Source organism: Nocardia anaemiae NBRC 100462, assembly GCF_001612725.1.
In the GTDB taxonomy this organism is placed as follows: Bacteria; Actinomycetota; Actinomycetes; order Mycobacteriales; family Mycobacteriaceae; genus Nocardia; species Nocardia anaemiae.
On the sequence record NZ_BDAZ01000053.1, the window covers coordinates 78,987 to 97,670 of the forward strand.

General features: G+C 66.1%; 19 protein-coding genes. 5 read left to right on the plus strand and 14 right to left on the minus strand.

Annotation, left to right across the window (positions count from 1 at the left end; all coding sequences use genetic code 11):
- Nucleotides 1-220: 220 nt before the first annotated feature.
- From NA5_RS27470 to NA5_RS27480, 3 genes are all read right to left on the minus strand, one after another.
- Nucleotides 221-706 carry a hypothetical protein gene (locus NA5_RS27470; RefSeq protein WP_062991163.1) on the minus strand — a complete coding sequence of 162 codons (486 nt, stop codon included), beginning with the start codon at nucleotides 704-706 and terminating at the stop codon, nucleotides 221-223.
- A gap of 59 nt (nucleotides 707-765) precedes the next feature.
- Nucleotides 766-1,512 (minus strand): 4-hydroxy-tetrahydrodipicolinate reductase, encoded by a 747-nt coding sequence (dapB, locus tag NA5_RS27475; RefSeq protein ID WP_062991095.1) that lies wholly within the window; start codon nucleotides 1,510-1,512, stop codon nucleotides 766-768.
- 88 nt (nucleotides 1,513-1,600) lie between these two features.
- Nucleotides 1,601-2,011 carry a MarR family winged helix-turn-helix transcriptional regulator gene (locus tag NA5_RS27480; protein WP_062991097.1) on the minus strand — a complete coding sequence of 137 codons (411 nt, stop codon included), beginning with the start codon at nucleotides 2,009-2,011 and terminating at the stop codon, nucleotides 1,601-1,603.
- Between the two features lie 59 nt (nucleotides 2,012-2,070).
- Here NA5_RS27480 and NA5_RS27485 point away from each other — a divergent pair, with 59 nt between their 5' ends.
- Entirely contained in the window at nucleotides 2,071-2,532 is a 462-nt protein-coding gene (locus NA5_RS27485) for a MarR family winged helix-turn-helix transcriptional regulator (protein WP_062991099.1), read from the plus strand.
- Nucleotides 2,533-2,722: 190 nt separating this feature from the next.
- On the opposite strand, the gene NA5_RS27490 is transcribed toward NA5_RS27485, so the two are convergent.
- Nucleotides 2,723-3,829, minus strand: coding sequence for a zinc-binding dehydrogenase (locus NA5_RS27490; RefSeq protein ID WP_062991101.1), 1,107 nt, complete (start codon nucleotides 3,827-3,829; stop codon nucleotides 2,723-2,725).
- Nucleotides 3,830-3,998: 169 nt separating this feature from the next.
- Here NA5_RS27490 and NA5_RS27495 point away from each other — a divergent pair, with 169 nt between their 5' ends.
- The gene (locus NA5_RS27495) at nucleotides 3,999-4,394 is read left to right on the plus strand and encodes a VOC family protein (protein WP_062991103.1); all 396 of its coding nucleotides are present in this window, start codon (nucleotides 3,999-4,001) and stop codon (nucleotides 4,392-4,394) included.
- Between the two features lie 3 nt (nucleotides 4,395-4,397).
- Here NA5_RS27495 and NA5_RS27500 read toward each other — a convergent pair whose 3' ends face one another.
- The 3 genes from NA5_RS27500 to NA5_RS27510 all read right to left on the minus strand — a co-directional run bounded on the left by NA5_RS27500 (nucleotide 4,398) and on the right by NA5_RS27510 (nucleotide 7,641).
- Nucleotides 4,398-5,798, minus strand: a complete 1,401-nt coding sequence (locus tag NA5_RS27500) for a pentapeptide repeat-containing protein (RefSeq protein ID WP_245672422.1) — start codon at nucleotides 5,796-5,798, stop codon at nucleotides 4,398-4,400.
- A gap of 128 nt (nucleotides 5,799-5,926) precedes the next feature.
- Nucleotides 5,927-6,781, minus strand: a complete 855-nt coding sequence (locus NA5_RS27505) for an SDR family NAD(P)-dependent oxidoreductase (protein ID WP_063813616.1) — start codon at nucleotides 6,779-6,781, stop codon at nucleotides 5,927-5,929.
- Nucleotides 6,778-7,641 carry an SDR family NAD(P)-dependent oxidoreductase gene (locus tag NA5_RS27510; protein WP_084484456.1) on the minus strand — a complete coding sequence of 288 codons (864 nt, stop codon included), beginning with the start codon at nucleotides 7,639-7,641 and terminating at the stop codon, nucleotides 6,778-6,780. The genes NA5_RS27505 and NA5_RS27510 overlap by 4 nt, the downstream gene beginning before the upstream one ends.
- A gap of 124 nt (nucleotides 7,642-7,765) precedes the next feature.
- Here NA5_RS27510 and NA5_RS27515 point away from each other — a divergent pair, with 124 nt between their 5' ends.
- On the plus strand, nucleotides 7,766-8,305 hold the full coding sequence (locus tag NA5_RS27515; protein ID WP_062991109.1) for a PadR family transcriptional regulator: 540 nt from the start codon (nucleotides 7,766-7,768) through the stop codon (nucleotides 8,303-8,305).
- 11 nt (nucleotides 8,306-8,316) lie between these two features.
- Here NA5_RS27515 and NA5_RS27520 read toward each other — a convergent pair whose 3' ends face one another.
- The gene (locus NA5_RS27520) at nucleotides 8,317-9,546 is read right to left on the minus strand and encodes an MFS transporter (protein WP_281201762.1); all 1,230 of its coding nucleotides are present in this window, start codon (nucleotides 9,544-9,546) and stop codon (nucleotides 8,317-8,319) included.
- 79 nt (nucleotides 9,547-9,625) lie between these two features.
- Here NA5_RS27520 and NA5_RS27525 point away from each other — a divergent pair, with 79 nt between their 5' ends.
- Complete coding sequence (locus NA5_RS27525; RefSeq protein ID WP_062991111.1) at nucleotides 9,626-9,955, plus strand: ArsR/SmtB family transcription factor; 330 nt, start codon at nucleotides 9,626-9,628, stop codon at nucleotides 9,953-9,955.
- A 1-nt stretch (nucleotide 9,956) separates the two neighbouring features.
- Here the strand turns inward: NA5_RS27525 and NA5_RS27530 are convergent, their stop codons facing one another.
- The 5 genes from NA5_RS27530 to NA5_RS27550 form a co-directional block, all read right to left on the minus strand.
- The gene (locus NA5_RS27530; protein ID WP_157110666.1) at nucleotides 9,957-11,426 is read right to left on the minus strand and encodes a tetratricopeptide repeat protein; all 1,470 of its coding nucleotides are present in this window, start codon (nucleotides 11,424-11,426) and stop codon (nucleotides 9,957-9,959) included.
- Nucleotides 11,427-11,453: 27 nt separating this feature from the next.
- Nucleotides 11,454-12,764, minus strand: a complete 1,311-nt coding sequence (locus NA5_RS27535; protein WP_062991115.1) for a M16 family metallopeptidase — start codon at nucleotides 12,762-12,764, stop codon at nucleotides 11,454-11,456.
- A gap of 80 nt (nucleotides 12,765-12,844) precedes the next feature.
- On the minus strand, nucleotides 12,845-15,118 hold the full coding sequence (locus tag NA5_RS27540; protein WP_062991117.1) for a polyribonucleotide nucleotidyltransferase: 2,274 nt from the start codon (nucleotides 15,116-15,118) through the stop codon (nucleotides 12,845-12,847).
- A gap of 363 nt (nucleotides 15,119-15,481) precedes the next feature.
- Nucleotides 15,482-15,751: a 30S ribosomal protein S15 gene (rpsO, locus tag NA5_RS27545; protein WP_062991119.1), complete on the minus strand. Its 270-nt coding sequence runs from the start codon at nucleotides 15,749-15,751 to the stop codon at nucleotides 15,482-15,484.
- A 169-nt stretch (nucleotides 15,752-15,920) separates the two neighbouring features.
- Entirely contained in the window at nucleotides 15,921-16,886 is a 966-nt protein-coding gene (locus NA5_RS27550) for a bifunctional riboflavin kinase/FAD synthetase (protein WP_174555278.1), read from the minus strand.
- A gap of 458 nt (nucleotides 16,887-17,344) precedes the next feature.
- Here NA5_RS27550 and NA5_RS27555 point away from each other — a divergent pair, with 458 nt between their 5' ends.
- Complete coding sequence (locus NA5_RS27555) at nucleotides 17,345-18,007, plus strand: metal-dependent transcriptional regulator (RefSeq protein ID WP_062991169.1); 663 nt, start codon at nucleotides 17,345-17,347, stop codon at nucleotides 18,005-18,007.
- A gap of 263 nt (nucleotides 18,008-18,270) precedes the next feature.
- Here NA5_RS27555 and NA5_RS27560 read toward each other — a convergent pair whose 3' ends face one another.
- Nucleotides 18,271-18,684: a DUF4345 domain-containing protein gene (locus NA5_RS27560; protein ID WP_062991123.1), complete on the minus strand. Its 414-nt coding sequence runs from the start codon at nucleotides 18,682-18,684 to the stop codon at nucleotides 18,271-18,273.

Genomic DNA, 18,684 nt, shown 5'->3' on the forward strand with positions numbered 1-18,684 from the left:
CCAAAGACATCGGAGTGTGCTTTCAAGGATCTGGCCAGGCCCCCGGCAAGCCAGTCGAATATCCGGAGTTGTCAGCGACGACTGAGACTCATGGATTCGATGGAGACTACCGGGGACTGTTCTGTATTGGGGGTCCTTCCTCGCATCCGGACACATCGAGCCCACGAGAATGGCCTGGTTGCGGGGCTTCTCGACGTTTGCCTCCACCACCGCATGGTGATCATTTGTCCACACCCGGGTTGTCCGGCGGGCGGTGGGTGTGGTCGAGTTTCTCCAGGGCTACTGCGCGGCGCATGGTTTCGCGGGCTCGGGTGCGGTCACCGGCGTAGTCGTAGGCGCGGGCTAGGCGGTAGGAGACGCGCCAGTTTTCCGGGTCGGCCTCCCATTCCTGTTTGACCTTGTTGAAGAGTTCGTCTGCGGCGGCGCGTTCGATGCGGCCGGAGGGGCGGCGGGGGAGGTTCGAGGTGTCGAGTTCGAGGCCCTCGTCGTGGATGCGGCGGGCGAGGTGTTGGTGGGCGAGGGCGGCGCGCAGGGTGGCGACGACTATCCAGACGCCGAGCAGCGGCAGGATCAGGACGCCGATCCCGATGACGACGGCGGCGAGGTCGCCGGAACCGATGAGACTGAGCGCGATGCGGCCGAGCAGCAGGAAGTAGAAGCCGAGCACGACGACCAGCGCCGCGATGAATGCGACGACCTTGCGCACGTCGGTGCCGCGTGCGTCGGTGTCCGAGCCCTGGTCGTCCGGCTGGACCGGTTCCTGTGTCACAGATCCAGGAACGGGTCGAGCCCGACGGTCAGGCCGGGGCGATTCGCGATCTCGCGGACGCCGAGCAGTACACCGGGGGCGAAGGAGGAGCGGTCGATGGAATCGTGCCGGATGGTGAGGGTTTCGCCCTGGGTGCCGAACAGCACCTCCTGATGCGCGACGAGTCCGGCCAGGCGCACCGAATGCACCCGCACGCCATCCACTTCGGCGCCGCGCGCACCGTCGAGTTCCTGGGTGGTGGCATCGGGGCTGCGGCCGACTCCGGCCTTGTCCCGGGCGGCGGCGATCAGGCCCGCGGTGCGATATGCGGTACCCGAGGGCGCGTCGACCTTGTTCGGATGATGCAACTCGATCACCTCGACCGAATCGAAGAACCGCGCCGCCTGCTCGGCGAATCGCATGGACAGCACGGCGCCGATGGCGAAGTTCGGGGCGATGAGCACACCGGTCTCCGGACGCCCTGCCAACCAGCCGCGCACCTCGTCCAGGCGGGCCTCATCGAATCCGGTGGTACCGACAACCGCGTGAATTCCGCGCTCCACCAGGAACTTCAGATTTCCCATCACCACATCGGGATTGGTGAAGTCGACGACCACCTGGGTGCCCGATTCGGTGAACGACTCGAGCGAATCGTCCTTGTCGACCGTCGCGACCAACTCCAGATCGTCGGCCGCCCGCACCGCCGCACAGATCGCCTGACCGACTTTCCCCCGCGCACCGAGCACTCCGACCCGAATGGTCACCGCACCTCCTAATTCCGCCAACGACTCCGCCAGCCTATCGACCCCGCTCCCCTCCCGGTCCGCTGACCTCCGGTGATCGTCAGCGCGCTCAGGCGCCCGCCATATTCTCGGCCATCTTCTCCAGCAGGCGAACGGTCTGGGCGTACTCGTCGTCGGTGATCCCGTCGAGCATGGCGCGGCGGCGCTTGCCGATCAGGGTGAAGGCTTGGTGGTGGGTGATGCGGCCCGCCTCGGTGAGGGCGAGGGTGCCCGAATCATCGGTGATGTCACCGCGATCCACCAGCTGCGCGAGTTGGATTCCCCACTCCGAAGCGTCGTTCCAGAAGGGGGCGAGGCCATCGCGGACATCGGTGGCGGAGCGAGGGCCTTCGGCGAGTGAGTTGAGGATCTGCCAGTGGCGCCGGGTCAGACCGGATGCGGCCAGATCGTCCTCGAAGCGGGCGTCGATCCGGCGGTCGAGTTCCTTGAGCCAGTAGCCGATCGGACGTTGTGCTGCCATCGTTCCTCCAAAGCATGTAGAATTACAATTACATGTAATATGACATGAAAGTAGGCCGAATGGAAGAGCGCGACGCGGTGACCGCGGCCGTCGAAGCGGCGATGGTGCGAATCCGGCGGCGACAGACCCGCGGGGCACTCGGCAAGGATTCACCCGTGCCGATCGCGGTGTTCCGAGTGCTGGACGCGGTGGCCGGTGCGAATGCGGACACCGTCGGAACCCTGGCACCGACACTTGGCGTCGACCAACCGCGCGCGAGTCGCCTTGTCGCCCAGGCGGTTTCGTCTGGCCACCTGGAGCGGGTGGCGGATCAACAGGACGGCAGGCGCGCCGTGCTACGACTGACTGCCGCCGGACGCTCCGTCGTCACCGCGGCACGCGAGGGCCGCCGCGCCGCCATGGCGACCGCGATGTCCGACTGGACGGAACGCGAACGCACCGAATTCGCCCGTCTGCTCGTACGATTCGTCGACGCACTCGACGAAAGCTCCCGAACCCGAGGCAAGATGGCCGAGCACTGAGACCAGCCTGCGTGTCTCGGGGCGGTCGCACAGTGCAAGCGCCAGATGCTTTCGACGCGAGGTACCGTTCCGAGCGCAGCGCGCAGTGGCATTCCAAAAGCGCGGCGGCGAATGGCCGCACACCTGCCTGCTAAGCACGTCCGCCGCATCAGCCCAGAACGCCCCCACCTCAGTCACGAAGGCGGACGACCTACTCGAACACAATCACCTGCCGCAACGCATGCCCGGCAGCGAGTTCGTCCATAGCGCGGTTGATTTCATCCAACCCGACATGCGAGGACACCAGTTTTTCGACCGGCAGCCGCCCCTCCCGCCACATCCGGACGTACTCCGGAATATCCCGAGAGGGCACCGCCGAGCCGAGGTAGCTGCCGATGATGGTGCGGCCCTGAGCAACCAACGCGAGTGGGGAAATGCTCGCGCGCGCATCGGGGGCAGGCAACCCGACGGTGACCGTCGTACCTCCGGGTCCGGTTGCGGCGATGGCTGTTTCGAAGGCACGAACGTTGCCCGCCGCCTCGACCACGACATCCGCCTGGATGCCTCGTTCCGCGAGTTCGGCCGGTGTGTACACGGCGCTCGCTCCGAGTTCCTTTGCGAGAGCGAGCTTTTCCGGCACGGTATCGACAGCGATCACTTCGTGCTCGCCGAGCGACACCGCGACGAGCACCGCCGCCATGCCGACACCACCGAGCCCTACCACCATGATCCGATCGGCCGCACCAGGTTTCGCGGAGTTGAGCAGCGCACCACCACCGGTGAGCACCGCGCAGCCAAGTACCGCGGCAACCTCCGGCGGCACATCGGCATCGACTGGAACCACCGATCGTCGATCGACGACGGCATGTGTCGCGAAGGCGGACACGCCCAGGTGATGGTGCACCTGCGCACCCTCCCGATGCAGCCGCCGCCCACCGTTCAATAGCTCACCCGCATTATTGGCAGCACTGCCCGGTCCGCAGGGCGTGCGCCCGTCACTGGCACAGCCCGCGCACTCCCCGCAGCGCGGCAGGAAGGTCATCACCACGCGCTGCCCCACCGCGACATCACTGTCACCGGGCCCGATCGTCTCGACGATGCCCGCCGCCTCGTGCCCGAGCAGCATCGGCACCGGTCGCACCCGGTTTCCGTCCACCACCGACAGGTCGGAATGACACAACCCGGCGGCCTCGATCCGCACCAGCAGCTCACCCGGCCCCGGCTGCCCCAGGTCCAGCTCACAGACGGTGATCGGCGCCGACTCGGCGAACGGTGTGGGCGCTGCGATCCGCTCCAGGACCGCCCCTCGAATCTTCATTCCACGACGCTACCGCGCAGCGTCACAGACAGAGCAAGATGGCCCGCGTCACTCGGGGGTGGCACCATGGAGCGCGATTGGCTAATCTCGACGCCGGTGACGGTGCTCCCGTAGGCCGCCTTGTACCGAGCCCGGGGTCGGGACCGTCACGATACAAGGAGAAATCCCCCTGTCAGTACAGTTCAATCACACCATAGTCGGCTGCCGCGACAACCGGGTCTCGGCCGAATTCTGGTCGGACATCCTGGGTTTGGAACTAGGAAAAGAATGGGGTCCGTTCATCCCGTTGCCAACGGGTAATGGAGTCACCTTCGACTTCGCGAACGTGCCACCGCACGTCACCGAAATCCAGCCCCAGCACTACGCATTCCTGATCTCCGAGGCCGAGTTCGACGCGGCCTACGCCAAGATCCAGCGCTACAAACTGGAGCATTGGGCCGACCCCCGCCAACAGGGCGTCAACGAGATCAACCACAACGATGGCGGTCGCGGCGTCTATTTCCTCGACCCCAGCGGTCACTTCATGGAATTGATCACCGTCCCGTACGGTGGTTGGCCGACATAACCATCACGCAGCGGCGGTCGGCGGCCATGGATTCGGCTTGACGCTCGTTGGTTTGCGGGTGGGCGCGTCATCCCAGTCGAAATGCGTGCCCACCCACGCCCTCGGCCGATCGAACTGGATTTCGTGGGCGGTGAAACGCGTGCCGAGGAACGAGATATCACCGAAGAAGTCGCCCTCGGTGAAGTCGACCGTGCGTCCGCCGAACACCGTCCGCGGGAATCTGACACCGCCGTGAAACTCGGCCTGGGAGAAGTTTGTTTCGCGAGTGCCTCTGTTGCGTAGTCGATTCTGCGCGCCGATCTTCGCCTGATCGAAGGCGGTGAGCGTTGCGTAGAACTGCGCGCCTTTGAAAACGACTCGGGCACTCGCGAATTCGGTGCGGTCGAAGGCAATGTGGTCGCCATCGAAGGCAGCGCGCTCGAACAAGGTCAGCTCCGCCCGGAACTTCGTGTCCTGGAATGAGGTCCGCGCGCCGAGGAAGCGCGCGCCGCTGAAGTTGGTGCGCGGGCCTTGGAAGCAAGCGCTCTCGAACGACACGCCACTTTCGAATGTGGCATCGGCGAAAGTGGTGCCATTGCCTGCCGGTTCGTGCTTTTCGATACGGCTGGTATCGAACATCGCGTGGTCGAACAGCGCCGGACCGTCCTGGAAGGTCGCGCCGCGGAAGGTGACGTGGTGGCCGTCGAACCGCACGCGCTCGAACGTCGAGGGCCCGATGAATGTCGCCCCCGCGAACGAGGTATGCCGCCCCGAGAACACCGCATCCCGGAAATCGACCTTCTCCAGCACCGCGCCGTTGAATGTCAGGTTGCACGCCGACCAGCGGATGTCCGCGGATGGTCGCAGATGTTGGGCGATCACCCGGACGATGGCGCGGCGCACCTCCCGATCGTTGCGCCGGAATTCGTACACCCGCTCGACCTTGACTCCGGTTTCCTCGGCCGATTCGGCCCGCGAGACAAGATGATTCGCACCATCGGCCGGTTCGTACGGCAGCTGCAGATATCCACACAGCACGTCGATGCACTGCTGTCGTCGACTCGGCGCGGAAAACTCATCGGCCACCCCCGCCATCGCATACACCCCGGCGATCCGAACAGCCGGATCCGCATCCCCCAACTGCCGCGCCGCCGCCCCGAACAACTCCGCGAACCGCCCGCGCTCCAGATCGCGCTGCCGCCGATACGCCACCACCAGCGCGACCGCCCCGCCAACCCCGGCGGCCACCGACAGCGCGATCTTGGTGAGGTCCAACTGATTCGGCGTCTCGGCCTTCGCACCCAGGAGCCACCACAACAACCACCAGGTCAGCCCGGCAATTACCAATCCACCGACAACCGCACCCAACACCGCGAGCAATAGTGCCGCGCGGTGTAGTCGGTCGCCCAACCGCCCCCATCGCATCACCGCATGGTAGCCGGGTTGTCGCTCGCCGACTACCTCGCGAGATCAGCTACCCTGCGGCCCTTAGCTTTTCGACTGCGATTCATGCGACGCGGCCGGGTGACCGTTCCGGCGATCACGGCAGATGTTCACGCGCGGCCTGGGATCGGCTGTTGGTCGAACCGGCCGCGCAATTGTTCGGTCACATCCCATAGGCGCCGAGCGGTCGTCACGTCGTACGACTGCGGGGACGACTTGACGGGTTTGAATCTGTTGTAGTACGAGCCACTTTCGATGTCGGGGCTGGTGGCCAGTTCGATGATCGGCGCCGCCCCCTTGGCCGTCGGAAGCGAAATGGCGTGCATGGGTGCCACCCGCAAACGAGAGAACCGCCGACCGAGGTCGGAACGAACCATTCCAGGATGTAGTGCGACGATGGCCAATTCGGGATGTCGACGCTGTAATTCATAACTGAACAACAGGTTTGCCAGTTTGCTGCGGCTGTAGGCGAGGAACGGATCGTAGTGGCGTTCCCTGCCGAGGTCAGCGAAGTCGAGATCTATCGCACCCGAATGGAATAGTGCCGCGCGATGACCCTCGGAATTGACATTCACCACTCGCCCGGCACCGCATTGCAACAGCGACAGGAGAATGCCGGTCATGGAGAAGGGCGCCAGGTGGTGCACGGCGAAGTTCAGCTCGACGCCCTCGGCGGTGACCTCTCGATCGGGCACCATCACTCCGGCGTTGTTCACCAGGGTGTCCACCGTATCGGTCACCTGGGCGATCTGCGCTGCGGCACGGTCGATCCCGGCCGCCGTCGCAATATCGGCCGTGATCACGGTGGCATCCGGCAACTCGGCGCGCAACTCGGCGGCGCGGCGCGGGTCGCGTCCGATAAGGATCAAGCGGTGTCCGTCGCGCGCCAGCCGCCGCACGGCGTGCCTGCCCATTCCAGATGTGGCCCCGATGAAGACGATGGTTCGCGATACCGAGGCGCTCACACCGCACCCACCACACGCGAGACCGAGCGCAGTCCATACGCGGTGGAGATCACGCGTTCGCGCAACGGTACGGGCAGCTGCGCCAGCAGTGCGAAAGTGCGGACTCCGGTTCCCGCGGCATAGTGCCGCTTGGGCTTTCGCGTCGTCACCGCCCGCACCACCGCTCGGGCGACCGGATCGACCGGACCGAGTTTCATGTGTTCACCGGCCGCTGCGACGGCCTCGAGCTGACCGCGGTAGAGCGCGACGCGCTCCGTACTGGAGTCGGAGATCGCTTGCTGGGTGCCCAGTTCCGCTTTGGCGAAGATCTCCGTGCGGGTGCCGCCCGGCTCAACGAGAATCACCGGAATGTCCCAGGCGGACAGTTCCAGCCGCAACGCATTCGACCACGACGCCAGGGCCGCCTTGCTGGCCGAAATGGGCGCCATGAACGGTATGGGGACACGGGCTGTCGGCGCGCTGATATTGACGATGCGGCCTCGGCCCGCGCGCACCAGCGGCAGAAACTCTCGGCAGACATAGGCCGGGCCGAGTGTGTTCACGTCGAACTGGTGGCGCAGCTGATCGGGCGTTACCAGCTCGAGCGGCCCCTGCACGATGATTCCGGCATTGTTGATCACCGCGCGCAGCCCCTCGGATCCGACCTGCGCGGCGACTGCGGCAGCCGCGCGTGCCACGCTGTCGGGATCGGTGACATCCATTGCTACCGAACGAATTTCGGCGGAATCGCGGCTGGATGCGGTGGTGTGCACGCCCGCATAGACGGTATAGCCCCGCTGGACCAGCAGATCGGTGACCGCGGCGCCGATGCCGCCGGTGGATCCGGTAATGAAGACATTGCCCTGACCGTGTTCAGGCACGGCTCCTCCAGTTGTTCGAATCAACATGTTACTTTGAACAGGTGCATGCCAAGGAAGCCTCGCAGATGTCTATCGACATGTCAATAGCAACATGTCCACATGAACACGACACGGATGGTCAGCCGTGTCGCTGAGACATGCCCTGCTGGGACTGCTGGCCGAAAACCCGGCGAGCGGCTGGGATCTGAGCCAGCGATTCGACGAGGTACTCGGTTCGGTATGGCCCGCCGGGCATCCACAGATCTACAGCGAGCTGCGCAAACTACAGGAGAACGGATACATCGCCGTCGACGCCGAGGGCCCGCGCGGACGCAAGGACTACCGCATCACCGCCGCGGGCCTGACCGAGGTTCGGCGCTGGCTGACCCAGACCGAGGTCGATCACACCATACGACTGGAACCACTGCTGCGTTCGGTCTTCTTCTGGCTGATGACACCCGAACAGGTGGCCGAGCACCTCGACCGCGAGGCCGCCTACTATCGCGGCCTCGCGGAGAACTACCGCAAGATCGCCGCAGCCAAGGACCGCGGCGAATACGGCCGAAGCCCGCAGACGGATTCGCTGCGCATCGCCGCCGAGGCCGGAATCCGGCTGACCTCGGCCCTGGAGGAGTGGGCGGACTGGACCAAAGCGCGTCTATCGCAGGAGCCGCGAGCCGAGTAGCGCCGAATCCGCTAGACCCCTTGCTTTTTCGCTTCCTGATTCCGGCGCAGCCCGAGCCCGGCCGCCACCAGGCACGCGAATGCGACCGCACCGACGAACCATGGGAACACCTCACTCAGCCCCCATTCGGTGGCCGCCCACCCGGCGAGGATGGTCGGCAGCGCCATGGCCGAGTAGGCGAGCAGGTAGTACGCGGACATGGTCTCGCCGCGCTTGTGTTGCGGCACAACCTCGGACAGATGCCGCAGCGATCCGCCGAACCCGAGCCCGAAGGTCGCGCCGAGCAGCACTCCGGCCAGCAGCACCACGACCCAGTTGCCGGTGTGCAATGCGGGCACCGTGAGGACCAGTGCCACCGCCATGCCGGTATCGCCGCCGATCGCCGCGCGCCGAGCCGGAATTCCGGTGGCGAACAGCTGAGCGGTGGCACCGGCGATGGCGGTCGACGCGACGACCGCGCCACCGAAAACGAGATTGTGGATGCCGGTCTCTGCCGAAGCGAGCGACGGATACAGCGACAGCAGTACGCCCAACACCGACCAGGCCGCCATCACACCCAGCGCCGAGAACCAGAAGTCACCGCGAATCTCCTGCGGCACCGCCGGTTTCGCGATCGTGATGCGTCCCGAGATCCGAGCGGTATGCGGTTCCCGCAATGCGATGACACCGGCGCCGATGAGCAGGCACACCACCGTGATGACGACATAGGGCATGCGCAGCGGATGCGGTGCGTACTGGGCAAGCAATGCCGAACCCAGAATCGCTACGGCCATACCGACATTGAACGCAACGCCGCTGAGCTGACCGGACCGGGCACCGTGCTTCGGGCGCAGATCGAGCAGTGCCGCGGCACCGGCGACCACCGTCGAACCGACCGCCAACCCGTGCAGCGCCCGCGCCAGCAGCAGCATCGCGACATTGTCGGCCAACAGGAACACCACCAGCCCGATGATCATGGTGGCGAATGCGCCGAGCAGTACCGGCTTGCGACCGACCACATCGGAGATGCGCCCGGAGACCAGCACCGCGGCCAGCGCCGCGAATGCGTACACCGCGAAGACGAAGGTCGTCGTGAGCGGCGTGAAATGCCACTCCTTCTGGTACATGCCGTACAGCGGCGCGGGCACCCCGGAGACGCCGAGCGCCACCCCGCTCGCCGCCAGAATCAGCGCATAGGCCCAACGCTGTGAAGTCTGCTGGTCGGCCGCCACCGTCATTGTCGCTGCCATCGGAACCCCGATCAGGTAAGTTTGATGATGATCGAACTTCAATAGACGATACAGCCGGTACGATGACCATCAAACCACTGTGAGGTAGATCATGACCGAAGCGAAGGAATCGGCCACCGAGGCGCCGCCGGTCGCCTCGTTACCCGCCGTGCTCGGCGCACTGCAGGATCCGGTGCGGCTGGAGATGGTGCGTCGGCTGAGCAATGCGGGCACCGCCGTGCGCTGCGGCGCGCTCTATGAGGTGATCAACAAATCGACCGCCACCCACCACTTCAAGATTCTGCGCGAAGCCGGTGTCATCGAGCGACTGATCATCGACGGCCAGACCTGCCAGCGCCTACGCTCGGAGGATCTCGACCACGCCCTGCCCGGCCTGCTGCCCTCGATCGTCGAGGCGGCCAACCGCGCCCGCAGCGAATGAGCTAACCCGCGGGTGTCGGCAGCACCGGCGGCGTGAAGTGGAACGTCGGAACGGGCGGCGGTGACTTCGGGGCGGTCGGCACCGGAGTCCGATCATCGCTGTGGAAGGTCTGCGTCGCGGTCTGGTGCACACCCCACCAGAGCGCGAGCGCGGTCAATACCGCGACCAACAGCACGCCCCCGACGTACGCGTCGAACATCCGCCACCGGTACTCCAGCGCCTGTACCAGCAGAATCTCGAGCAGCAACGTCACAACCACAATGCCGATGATCGCGACGAACACCCCGAACGCCGCGGGCTGACGAGCCCAATGCCGCAGCGCGGCAGCCATTCCCACGAGCGGCAGCCCGCCACCGAGCACGATGATCACGCTCAACAGCGCGAATTCCTCCCCCGCACCGCGATCCGACTCGCCATCGCGCCGCACGACCCACGCCACGAACAGCAACAGATGCGCCAGCGCGGCACCCACCACTCCGACGAGCACCGCGATGTACCCGCCGCGCACCTCCTCGACCGACCACTCCGATCGCAATACCAGCGCACCGATATCGGTGACGAAACTCGACACCAGCCCGATCACCAACGCCAGCAACGCTTCCGGCCGCCGCAGCAGCCGCTTGCGCAGATATCCCTGCGGCAACTGGCGAACCAGCTTGCGGAACACGCCGAACCACGCACCGAGCACGCCCACGAAAAGCACAGGCGTCAGGACCCGCATGCCACCGGTGGGCATCCACATCGAAAGCGAAACCACGGCCGCCGCGAAGAACCACACCCAAGCTGCCAGCCTGATCAGCGCCCGCCACATGATTTCGGCGAGCAGCCGACGTGCGCCCGCATCACCCGGATTCGAGCCGAGCAGTCCACGCAGCGTCGCGACGGCCTTGTCCCTGGTCGCGATGTTCTCGAAGTCCAGCCGCGCCCGCGTCTGCAGCAGTTCGGCATGTACCGGATCCTCGGCGAGACCGGCCTCGACGTGGCGGCGGGCGGCGTCCGAATCATGCAGTCGCCGATAGGTTTCCGCCGCGTGGGCGTGTGTGCCCGCGTGCGCGGGGGCGAGTCGTGTTGCCCGCTCGAGGGCATCGCGGGCTTCGGCTCGCGGCTTATCTGAGGTCGCCGCATTGGCGATGACCCGAGCCAGCACCAGCAGGGCCGCGACATTGTCCGGCGCCAATCGCGTCGCCATGCGGGCGTGCCGTTGCGCTTCGTCACGCATGGTGTAGGCGTCGTAGGCCAGGGCCGCGGTCAGGTACGCATCGAGGCGCGCCGGGTCGGCGGCGATCGCCGCGGTCGCGTAGCGCAGCGCCTCATCGGTCTGATCGAGTCGATAGGCGATGTCGGCCATGCGTTCCAAGAGCACCGGGTCGTCGGGTTGGGCCACCAATGCCGCACCGATGATCCGGCGCGCCTCGTCGAGCCGTCCGAGTTCGGCCGCCACCTCGGCGCGACCGAGCGCCGATCCCGTCATATCCACCCCCCGACCAGCTGATCTACCTCAGCCCTCGACCAATCGCCGCACCGCCGCGGGCAATTCCCTGGTGCGCCGGTACGGTCCGGCCACCGAGGCCGCGAACGGTCGCGCCAGCAGGGTGCGGGCGATCGCGGAAACCTCTTCGGTGGTCACCGCATCGATGCGGGCGAGCGTCTCCGAGACGCTGCGGTGGTTACCGTAACTCAGTTCGCTACGACCGATCCGGTTCATCCGCGATGCCGAATCCTCCAGGCCGAGCACCAGACCACCACGCAACGAACCCTTGGCGCGCGCGCATTCCGCGTCGGTAATGCCATTGGCCGCGATCTCTTCCAGCACCCCGCGCGCCAATGTCGCCACCTGGCCGAGATTTTCCGGTTGGCAGCCGATGTACACCGAGAATGCGCCGGTATCAGCGAAGGTGTCCACGCTGGAGTACACCGAGTACGCCAGGCCGCGTTCCTCCCGAATGCGTTGGAACAACCGCGAACTCAGACCACCACCGACCACGGTATTGAGCACCGAGAGCGGCCAGCGCCGCTCCCCCTCGTGCCGCCCGAAGGCCCGCACGCCGAAGACCAGGTGCGCCTGTTCGCTGTCGCGGTGGCTCCAGTGCAGCTCCGGTGCGCTGTGCGGTCGAAACCGGCCCTCGCGCCGTGGTGCGGGTTCGGCGGATGGATCGAGCCGGGCGGCGAAGGCACGGTGCACCAATTCCACGGTGTGGTCGTGCTCCACATTGCCCGCGACCGCGACGACCATCCGATCCGGCCGGTAACGGCGCAGGTGGAAGCCGCGCAGCTGGGTGGCATTCATCGCCTCGATGGTGTCGATGGAGCCGATCACCGGCCGCCCGATCGGATGATCACCGAAGAGCGCGGACAGGAATGCGTCACCGACCAGATCCTCCGGATCGTCGTCGCGCATGGCGATCTCCTCGAGCACCACCTGCCGCTCGACATCCACATCCTCGGCCCGGCACAGACCGTTGAGTACGACATCGGAGACCATATCGACGGCCAGCGGCAGATCCTCGTCGAGGACATGGGCGTAGTAGCAGGTCTGCTCCTTCGCGGTGAACGCGTTGAGTTCACCGCCCACCGCATCCATCGCCTGCGCGATATCCAATGCCGATCGTGTCGGAGTCGCCTTGAACAGCAGGTGTTCCAGGAAATGCGCGGCGCCCGCGACAGTGGGTCCCTCGTCGCGCGAGCCGACCCCCACCCAGACCCCCATCGATGCCGAACGCACGCCGGGGACATGTTCGGTGACCACGCGCAGCCCGCCGGGTAACACGGTGCGCCGTACCCCCGCGTCGGTGCCCCGCATCTGGTCCATCCGCAGCTCCAGAGACGAACCCCCCTGCTCGCCGCGGAGCAGAGGGGTTGCCGTCTTCTTCTTCGTCACAGAGACAAGTACTACTCCGTCTCCGCCGTGCCCGCATCAGCGGTTTCGGTCGCCTCGGGCTCGTCGGCGTTCTCGTCGACCGGCACCAGCGAAATCTTGCCGCGGTTGTCGATATCGGCGATCTCGACGCGCAGCTTGTCGCCGACGTTCACCACGTCCTCGACCTTGGCCACGCGCTTGCCGTTGCCCAGCTTGGAGATGTGCACCAGGCCGTCGCGGCCGGGCAGCAGCGAGACGAACGCGCCGAAGGCGGTGGTCTTGACGACCGTGCCGAGGAAGCGCTCGCCGACCTTCGGCAGCTGCGGGTTGGCGATGGCATTGATCTGGTCGATCGCCGCCTGCGCCGCCGGGCCGTTGGTCGCACCGACGTAGACCGTGCCGTCGTCCTCGATGGAGATATTGGCGCCGGTCTCCTCGGTGATCTGGTTGATCACCTTGCCCTTCGGGCCGATGACCTCACCGATCTTGTCGACCGGGATCTTGATCGCGGTGACGCGCGGAGCGTACGGGCTCATCTCGTCCGGGGTGGCGATGGCCTCGGCCATGACCTCGAGGATGGTGGTGCGGGCATCGTGCGCCTGGCTCAGCGCACCGGCCAGCACCTGCGAGGGGATGCCGTCCAGCTTGGTGTCCAGCTGCAGCGCGGTGACGAAGTCCGGGGTGCCCGCGACCTTGAAGTCCATGTCGCCGAAGGCATCCTCGGCGCCCAGGATGTCGGTGAGCGCGACGTAGCGGACCTCGTCCTCACCCTTGTCGTTCTTGATGGTGTCCGACACCAGGCCCATGGCGATACCGGCGACCGGGGCCTTCAGCGGCACACCGGCGTTCAGCAGCGACAGGGTCGAGGCGCAGACCGAACCCATCGAGGTGGAACCGTTGGAGCTCAACGCTTCCGAGACCTGACGGATGGCGTACGGGAACTCTTCCTGGCTCGGGAGAACCGGGATGAGCGCCCGCTCGGCCAGCGCGCCGTGGCCGATCTCGCGACGCTTCGGCGAACCGACGCGACCGGTCTCACCGGTGGAGAACGGCGGGAAGTTGTAGTGGTGCATGTAGCGCTTGGAGGTCTCCGGGCCGAGCGAGTCGACCTGTTGGGCCATCTTCACCATGTCGAGGGTGGTGACGCCCATGATCTGGGTCTCGCCGCGCTCGAACAGCGCCGAACCGTGCGCCCGCGGGATCACGGCGACCTCGGCGGAGAGGGCACGGATATCGGCCAGGCCGCGACCGTCGATGCGGAAGCCGTCGGACAGGATGCGCTGACGCACCAGCTTCTTGGTGACCGAGCGGAATGCCGCGCCCAGTTCCTTCTCGCGACCGGCGAAGTCGTCGGTCAGCCGATCCAGCACGGCGAGCTTGATCTCATCGATCTTCGCCTCGCGCTCCTGCTTGTCGGCGATGCCCAGCGCCTCGCCCAGCTCACGCTTGGCGGTGCCCTCGACGGCCTCGTAGACATCGGCCTCGTACGGCGGGAAGAGCGGGAACTCCTCGGTCGGCTTGGACGCCAGCGAGGCCAGATCCTGCTGTGCCTTGCACAGGCGGGCAATGAACGGCTTGGCGGCCTCGAGGCCCTGCGCCACCACGGCCTCGGTCGGCGCCTGCGCCCCGCCCTCGACCAGCTCGATGACCTTCTCGGTGGCCTCGGCCTCGACCATCATGATGGCCACGTCACCGGATTCGACGACCCGACCCGCGACGACCATGTCGAAGACCGCGCCCTCGAGCTGCTCGACGGTCGGGAACGCGACCCACTGGCCCTCGATCAGCGCGACCCGCACGCCGCCGACCGGGCCGGAGAACGGCAGGCCCGCGATCTGAGTGGACGCGGATGCGGCGTTGATGGCCACGACGTCGTACAGATCGTTCGGGTCCAGGCTCAACACGGTGACCACGACCTGGATCTCGTTGCGCAGGCCGTCGACAAAGGACGGACGCAGCGGACGGTCGATCAGGCGGCAGGTCAGGATCGCGTCGGTGGAGGGGCGACCCTCCCGGCGGAAGAACGAACCCGGGATGCGGCCCGCGGCGTACATGCGCTCTTCGACATCGACCGTCAGCGGGAAGAAGTCGAACTGGTCCTTGGGGTGCTTGCCCGCGGTGGTCGCGGACAGCAGCATGGTCTCGTCGTCCAGGTAGGCGACGACCGAACCGGCGGCCTGGCGGGCCAAACGGCCGGTCTCGAAGCGGACGGTGCGGGTTCCGAAGGTGCCGTTATCGATCAGCGCGACGGATTCGAACACACCGGGCTCGACCTCGATGGCCGAGGTGGTAGTTGTTTCGGACATTTTTCTGCTCTCAACCTCTCGTCTTCGCTGGATCGAGCGCCGAGTCGGCGCGATCCAGCTGTCGTCAGCCATACCGGATACGGACGCGCGGCAACCCTCTTGGCTGCGACGCGCACACCCGGCCGATTCCCCTTGGAAACGGCGACGCGGAGGCGGTCATCGATCGAAGCCCGCCGGCGACTGCGCGCCTGCCGGGAGGCCACTACCGAAGACCGACGCCACGCGGCGGGTGCATACGGCTGTGCAATGTTGTCGTGCGAACGGGGTGTGAATACCCCCATACACATATAGCCAACGGGGAGATTGTACTTCTCCCCGTTGGCCGGGCTGTCGACTACCCGAGGTAGCCGGTGTGTCGAAGGATCAGCGACGCAGACCCAAACGCTCGATCAGCGAACGGTAGCGCTGGATGTCCTTGTCGGCGAGGTACTTCGACAGGCGCTTGCGACGACCGATCAGCGCCATCAGGCCGTGGCGGGTGTGGTGGTCGTGCTTGTGCTTCTTCAGGTGCTCGGTGATGTCGGCGATCCGCTTGGACAGCAGCGCGATCTGCGCCTCCGGGGAACCGGTGTCCTTCTCGTGCAGGCCGTACTCGGCGAGAATGGCCGACTTCTGCTCGGTGGTCAGCGCCATGGGGCATCCACTCCTATTTCTCAGTTCCGCGCTCGAGGATTCCGGTTACCCGGCCGGGTGCCGCCGCGGACCGCAGCAAACCCGAGGATCCACCTTACCGGATTCGGTTCGCCGTACCGAATCCGATATGACGAACCGAATCGCGCGAGCAAATCCGCTGGTGGGGGCGTCAGTCGACGGCGGTGAGGACCTTGCGGGCGTTTTCCACGTCGCGCCCCATGGCCTCGAGCAGGTCTTCGATGGAGTCGAATTTGCGCATACCACGGAGGTGCTCGACGAAATCCACGGCGACATGCTGACCGTAGAGATCGGCTTCACAGTCGAGGACATACGCCTCGACGGTGCGGGCGCGCCCGGAGAAGGTGGGGTTGGTGCCGATGGAGATCGCGGCCATCGCGGGCTCACCCGGCGTCACGGTGCCGATGGTCGGGCCGGGGCCGAGCACGGTGAACCAACCCGCGTAGACGCCGTCGGCCGGAATGGCGGCATACATGGGCGGCGCGATATTCGCGGTCGGGAAGCCCAGTTCGCGGCCGCGGCCGTCGCCGTGTACGACCACGCCCTCGACCCGGTGCGGACGGCCGAGCGCCTCGGCGGCCGCGGCCATATCGCCCGCGTCCACGCAGGCACGGATGTAGGTAGAGGAGAAGGTGACGGCATGCTCGCTGAGCAGCGTCACACCGTCGACCTCGAAGCCGAAGCGCCCACCAAGCTCGCGCATGGTCTCGACGGTGCCCGCGGCCTTCTTACCGAAGGTGAAATTGTCACCGACCACGACCTCGGCCACATGCAGCCGCTCGACCAGCAGATCGTGCACGTAACGCGCGGGGGGCAGCTTCATGAATTCTTGGGTGAAGGGCATGACGCAGAAAACGTCGACGCCCAACTCCTCGGCCAATTCCGCGCGCCGGGTCAGCGTGGTCAACTGCGCCGGATGCGAACCGGGGCGCACCACTTCCATCGGATGCGGGTCGAAGGTCATCAGTACCGCCGGAACTCCCCGCGCGGCAGCGGACTTCACGGCCCTGCTGATCAGCTGCGCATGGCCGCGATGCACACCGTCGAATACGCCGATCGTGAGTACGCACCGCCCCCAGTCCGCGGGTACGTCGTCGAGGCTCCGCCATCTCTGCACAGTCCGCAGCCTACGCAAAATACGGGGGGAACAGTATTCCGAGGTGTCCATCCACACTCCCGTCTCGAGCTCCGCGTGTACGTGGGGTGAATTGCAGCCTGCCGGTGGTGGCGCCCACTACCGGACGCATCGGAAACAGTGGCCGCCCCATTGGCTCCGCACGGCGGGACTCACCGCGCCGGACCTGGAGATCGCCGGGGCCGCGATGGGCGGTGTGCCGCGAACAACGGCGAATCCGAGATCGGCCCCGACCAGCCGAAACCGACGGATCGGCGAGCCGGATCGACGCTGTCGGACAACACCACCGAGTGTTCAAGTGTGTGAATGTGTGAATCGCGAGTCCAGTGCATAAGCTCGAAGATGTGCCCGGTAAACGAGACATCGCAACCCGACGCGAGCTGGCCGACACCGCAGCGCAGCCGACCGAGACCACAGACCCCCACGGCAGCACCGCGACGATTGCGCCGGAGCTCACCTCGGTCGCCCAGGACTACTTGAAAGTGATCTGGACCGCTCGAGAGTGGTCGCAGGAAAAGGTCTCGACGAAACTGCTCGCCGAACGGATCGGCGTATCGGCCTCCACTGTCTCCGAGGCGGTACGCAAGCTCGCCGATCAAGGCCTTGTCGAACACGCACGGTACGGATCCATCACCCTCACCGAACACGGTCGGCGCGCGGCGGTCGCCATGGTGCGTCGGCATCGGCTGATCGAGACCTTCCTGGTCAACGAACTCGGCTACGGCTGGGATGAGGTGCATGATGAGGCCGAGGTGCTCGAGCACGCGGTCTCGGAGTTGCTGATGGCGCGCATCGACGCGAAACTCGGCTATCCGGACCGGGATCCGCACGGCGATCCCATTCCCTCGGTCGACGGCGCGGTGCCGACGCCGCCCGCCCGCCAGCTCAGCGACTTCCGCGCGGATGAATCCGGCCATGTCGCACGGATTTCCGATGCCGATCCGGATATGCTGCGCTACTTCGATTCGGTCGGCATCGCCCTCGATACGCCGATAGTCGTGGTGGAACGCCGAGACTTCGCGGGCACCATCGCGATTCGCATCGGGGACCGCACCATCGATCTCGGCCGCCCTGCGGCCGAAGCCATCTGGCTCAGCGACTGACTCGCGTGCCGGTGGTGACGATCCGTTGTCACCACCGCACGCCGCCGCGGCCACCGCGTCCGCGGCAAAAACACACTCCGCTATTCCCCTATCGCGGCGCCGTGCCTCGGAGTTAGCACAGGTCAACCCCCATAGATATGGCGCACGCCAAACCCAGCAGCGCACGCAATTCGGTCGCCGTGCCAGTTGGCGCATAGCCACTGACCACCTCGCAGAAGGCACACCCTGTGCGAGGTAGTGATCCGATATGCGACGGAAACCGGTCAGCTTGTGGCGGGGACGTGGGCGACAGTTGGATCGGGGCGCTTGGGTTGGGCGGCGGCCAGCCAGAAGAAGATCGGGGGTAGGGCGAATTCTATTGCGGTGAGGACTATTTGGAACCAGTGCGGCCAGCCGTAGACGGCGACCGAGATCAAGCGAGCGATGCCGCTCAGTAGGAAGATTCCGGCGAGCCAGTGCACCGCGTGCGTAGCGATCGGGACTTGGCGGGCGGCCCAGATCCAGGCGAGGCCGTAGCCGACGAAGATGCCGCCGAAGAAGCGGGTCTGACTGTCGGCGGTGACGCCGGAGGAACCCATATCGGGAATGCCGTCGATACCGGCGGCCATATGGAAGATGCCGATACCGACGATGACAATGCCCATCGCCATGGACAGCCACTTGAGTGCCGAGGTCAT

Excerpts from the sequence above, each read along its gene's own strand:
- NA5_RS27480 (WP_062991097.1), bottom strand. The coding sequence starts at position 2,011 with ATGGCAGCACAACGTCCGATCGGCTACTGGCTCAAGGAACTCGACCGC.
- NA5_RS27485 (WP_062991099.1), top strand. The coding sequence starts at position 2,071 with ATGGAAGAGCGCGACGCGGTGACCGCGGCCGTCGAAGCGGCGATGGTG.
- NA5_RS27490 (WP_062991101.1), bottom strand. The coding sequence starts at position 3,829 with ATGAAGATTCGAGGGGCGGTCCTGGAGCGGATCGCAGCGCCCACACCG.
- NA5_RS27500 (WP_245672422.1), bottom strand. The coding sequence starts at position 5,798 with ATGCGATGGGGGCGGTTGGGCGACCGACTACACCGCGCGGCACTATTG.
- NA5_RS27525 (WP_062991111.1), top strand. The coding sequence starts at position 9,626 with ATGACCGAAGCGAAGGAATCGGCCACCGAGGCGCCGCCGGTCGCCTCG.
- NA5_RS27530 (WP_157110666.1), bottom strand. The coding sequence starts at position 11,426 with ATGACGGGATCGGCGCTCGGTCGCGCCGAGGTGGCGGCCGAACTCGGA.
- NA5_RS27535 (WP_062991115.1), bottom strand. The coding sequence starts at position 12,764 with ATGGACCAGATGCGGGGCACCGACGCGGGGGTACGGCGCACCGTGTTA.
- NA5_RS27540 (WP_062991117.1), bottom strand. The coding sequence starts at position 15,118 with ATGTCCGAAACAACTACCACCTCGGCCATCGAGGTCGAGCCCGGTGTG.
- rpsO (WP_062991119.1), bottom strand. The coding sequence starts at position 15,751 with ATGGCGCTGACCACCGAGCAGAAGTCGGCCATTCTCGCCGAGTACGGC.
- NA5_RS27560 (WP_062991123.1), bottom strand. The coding sequence starts at position 18,684 with ATGACCTCGGCACTCAAGTGGCTGTCCATGGCGATGGGCATTGTCATC.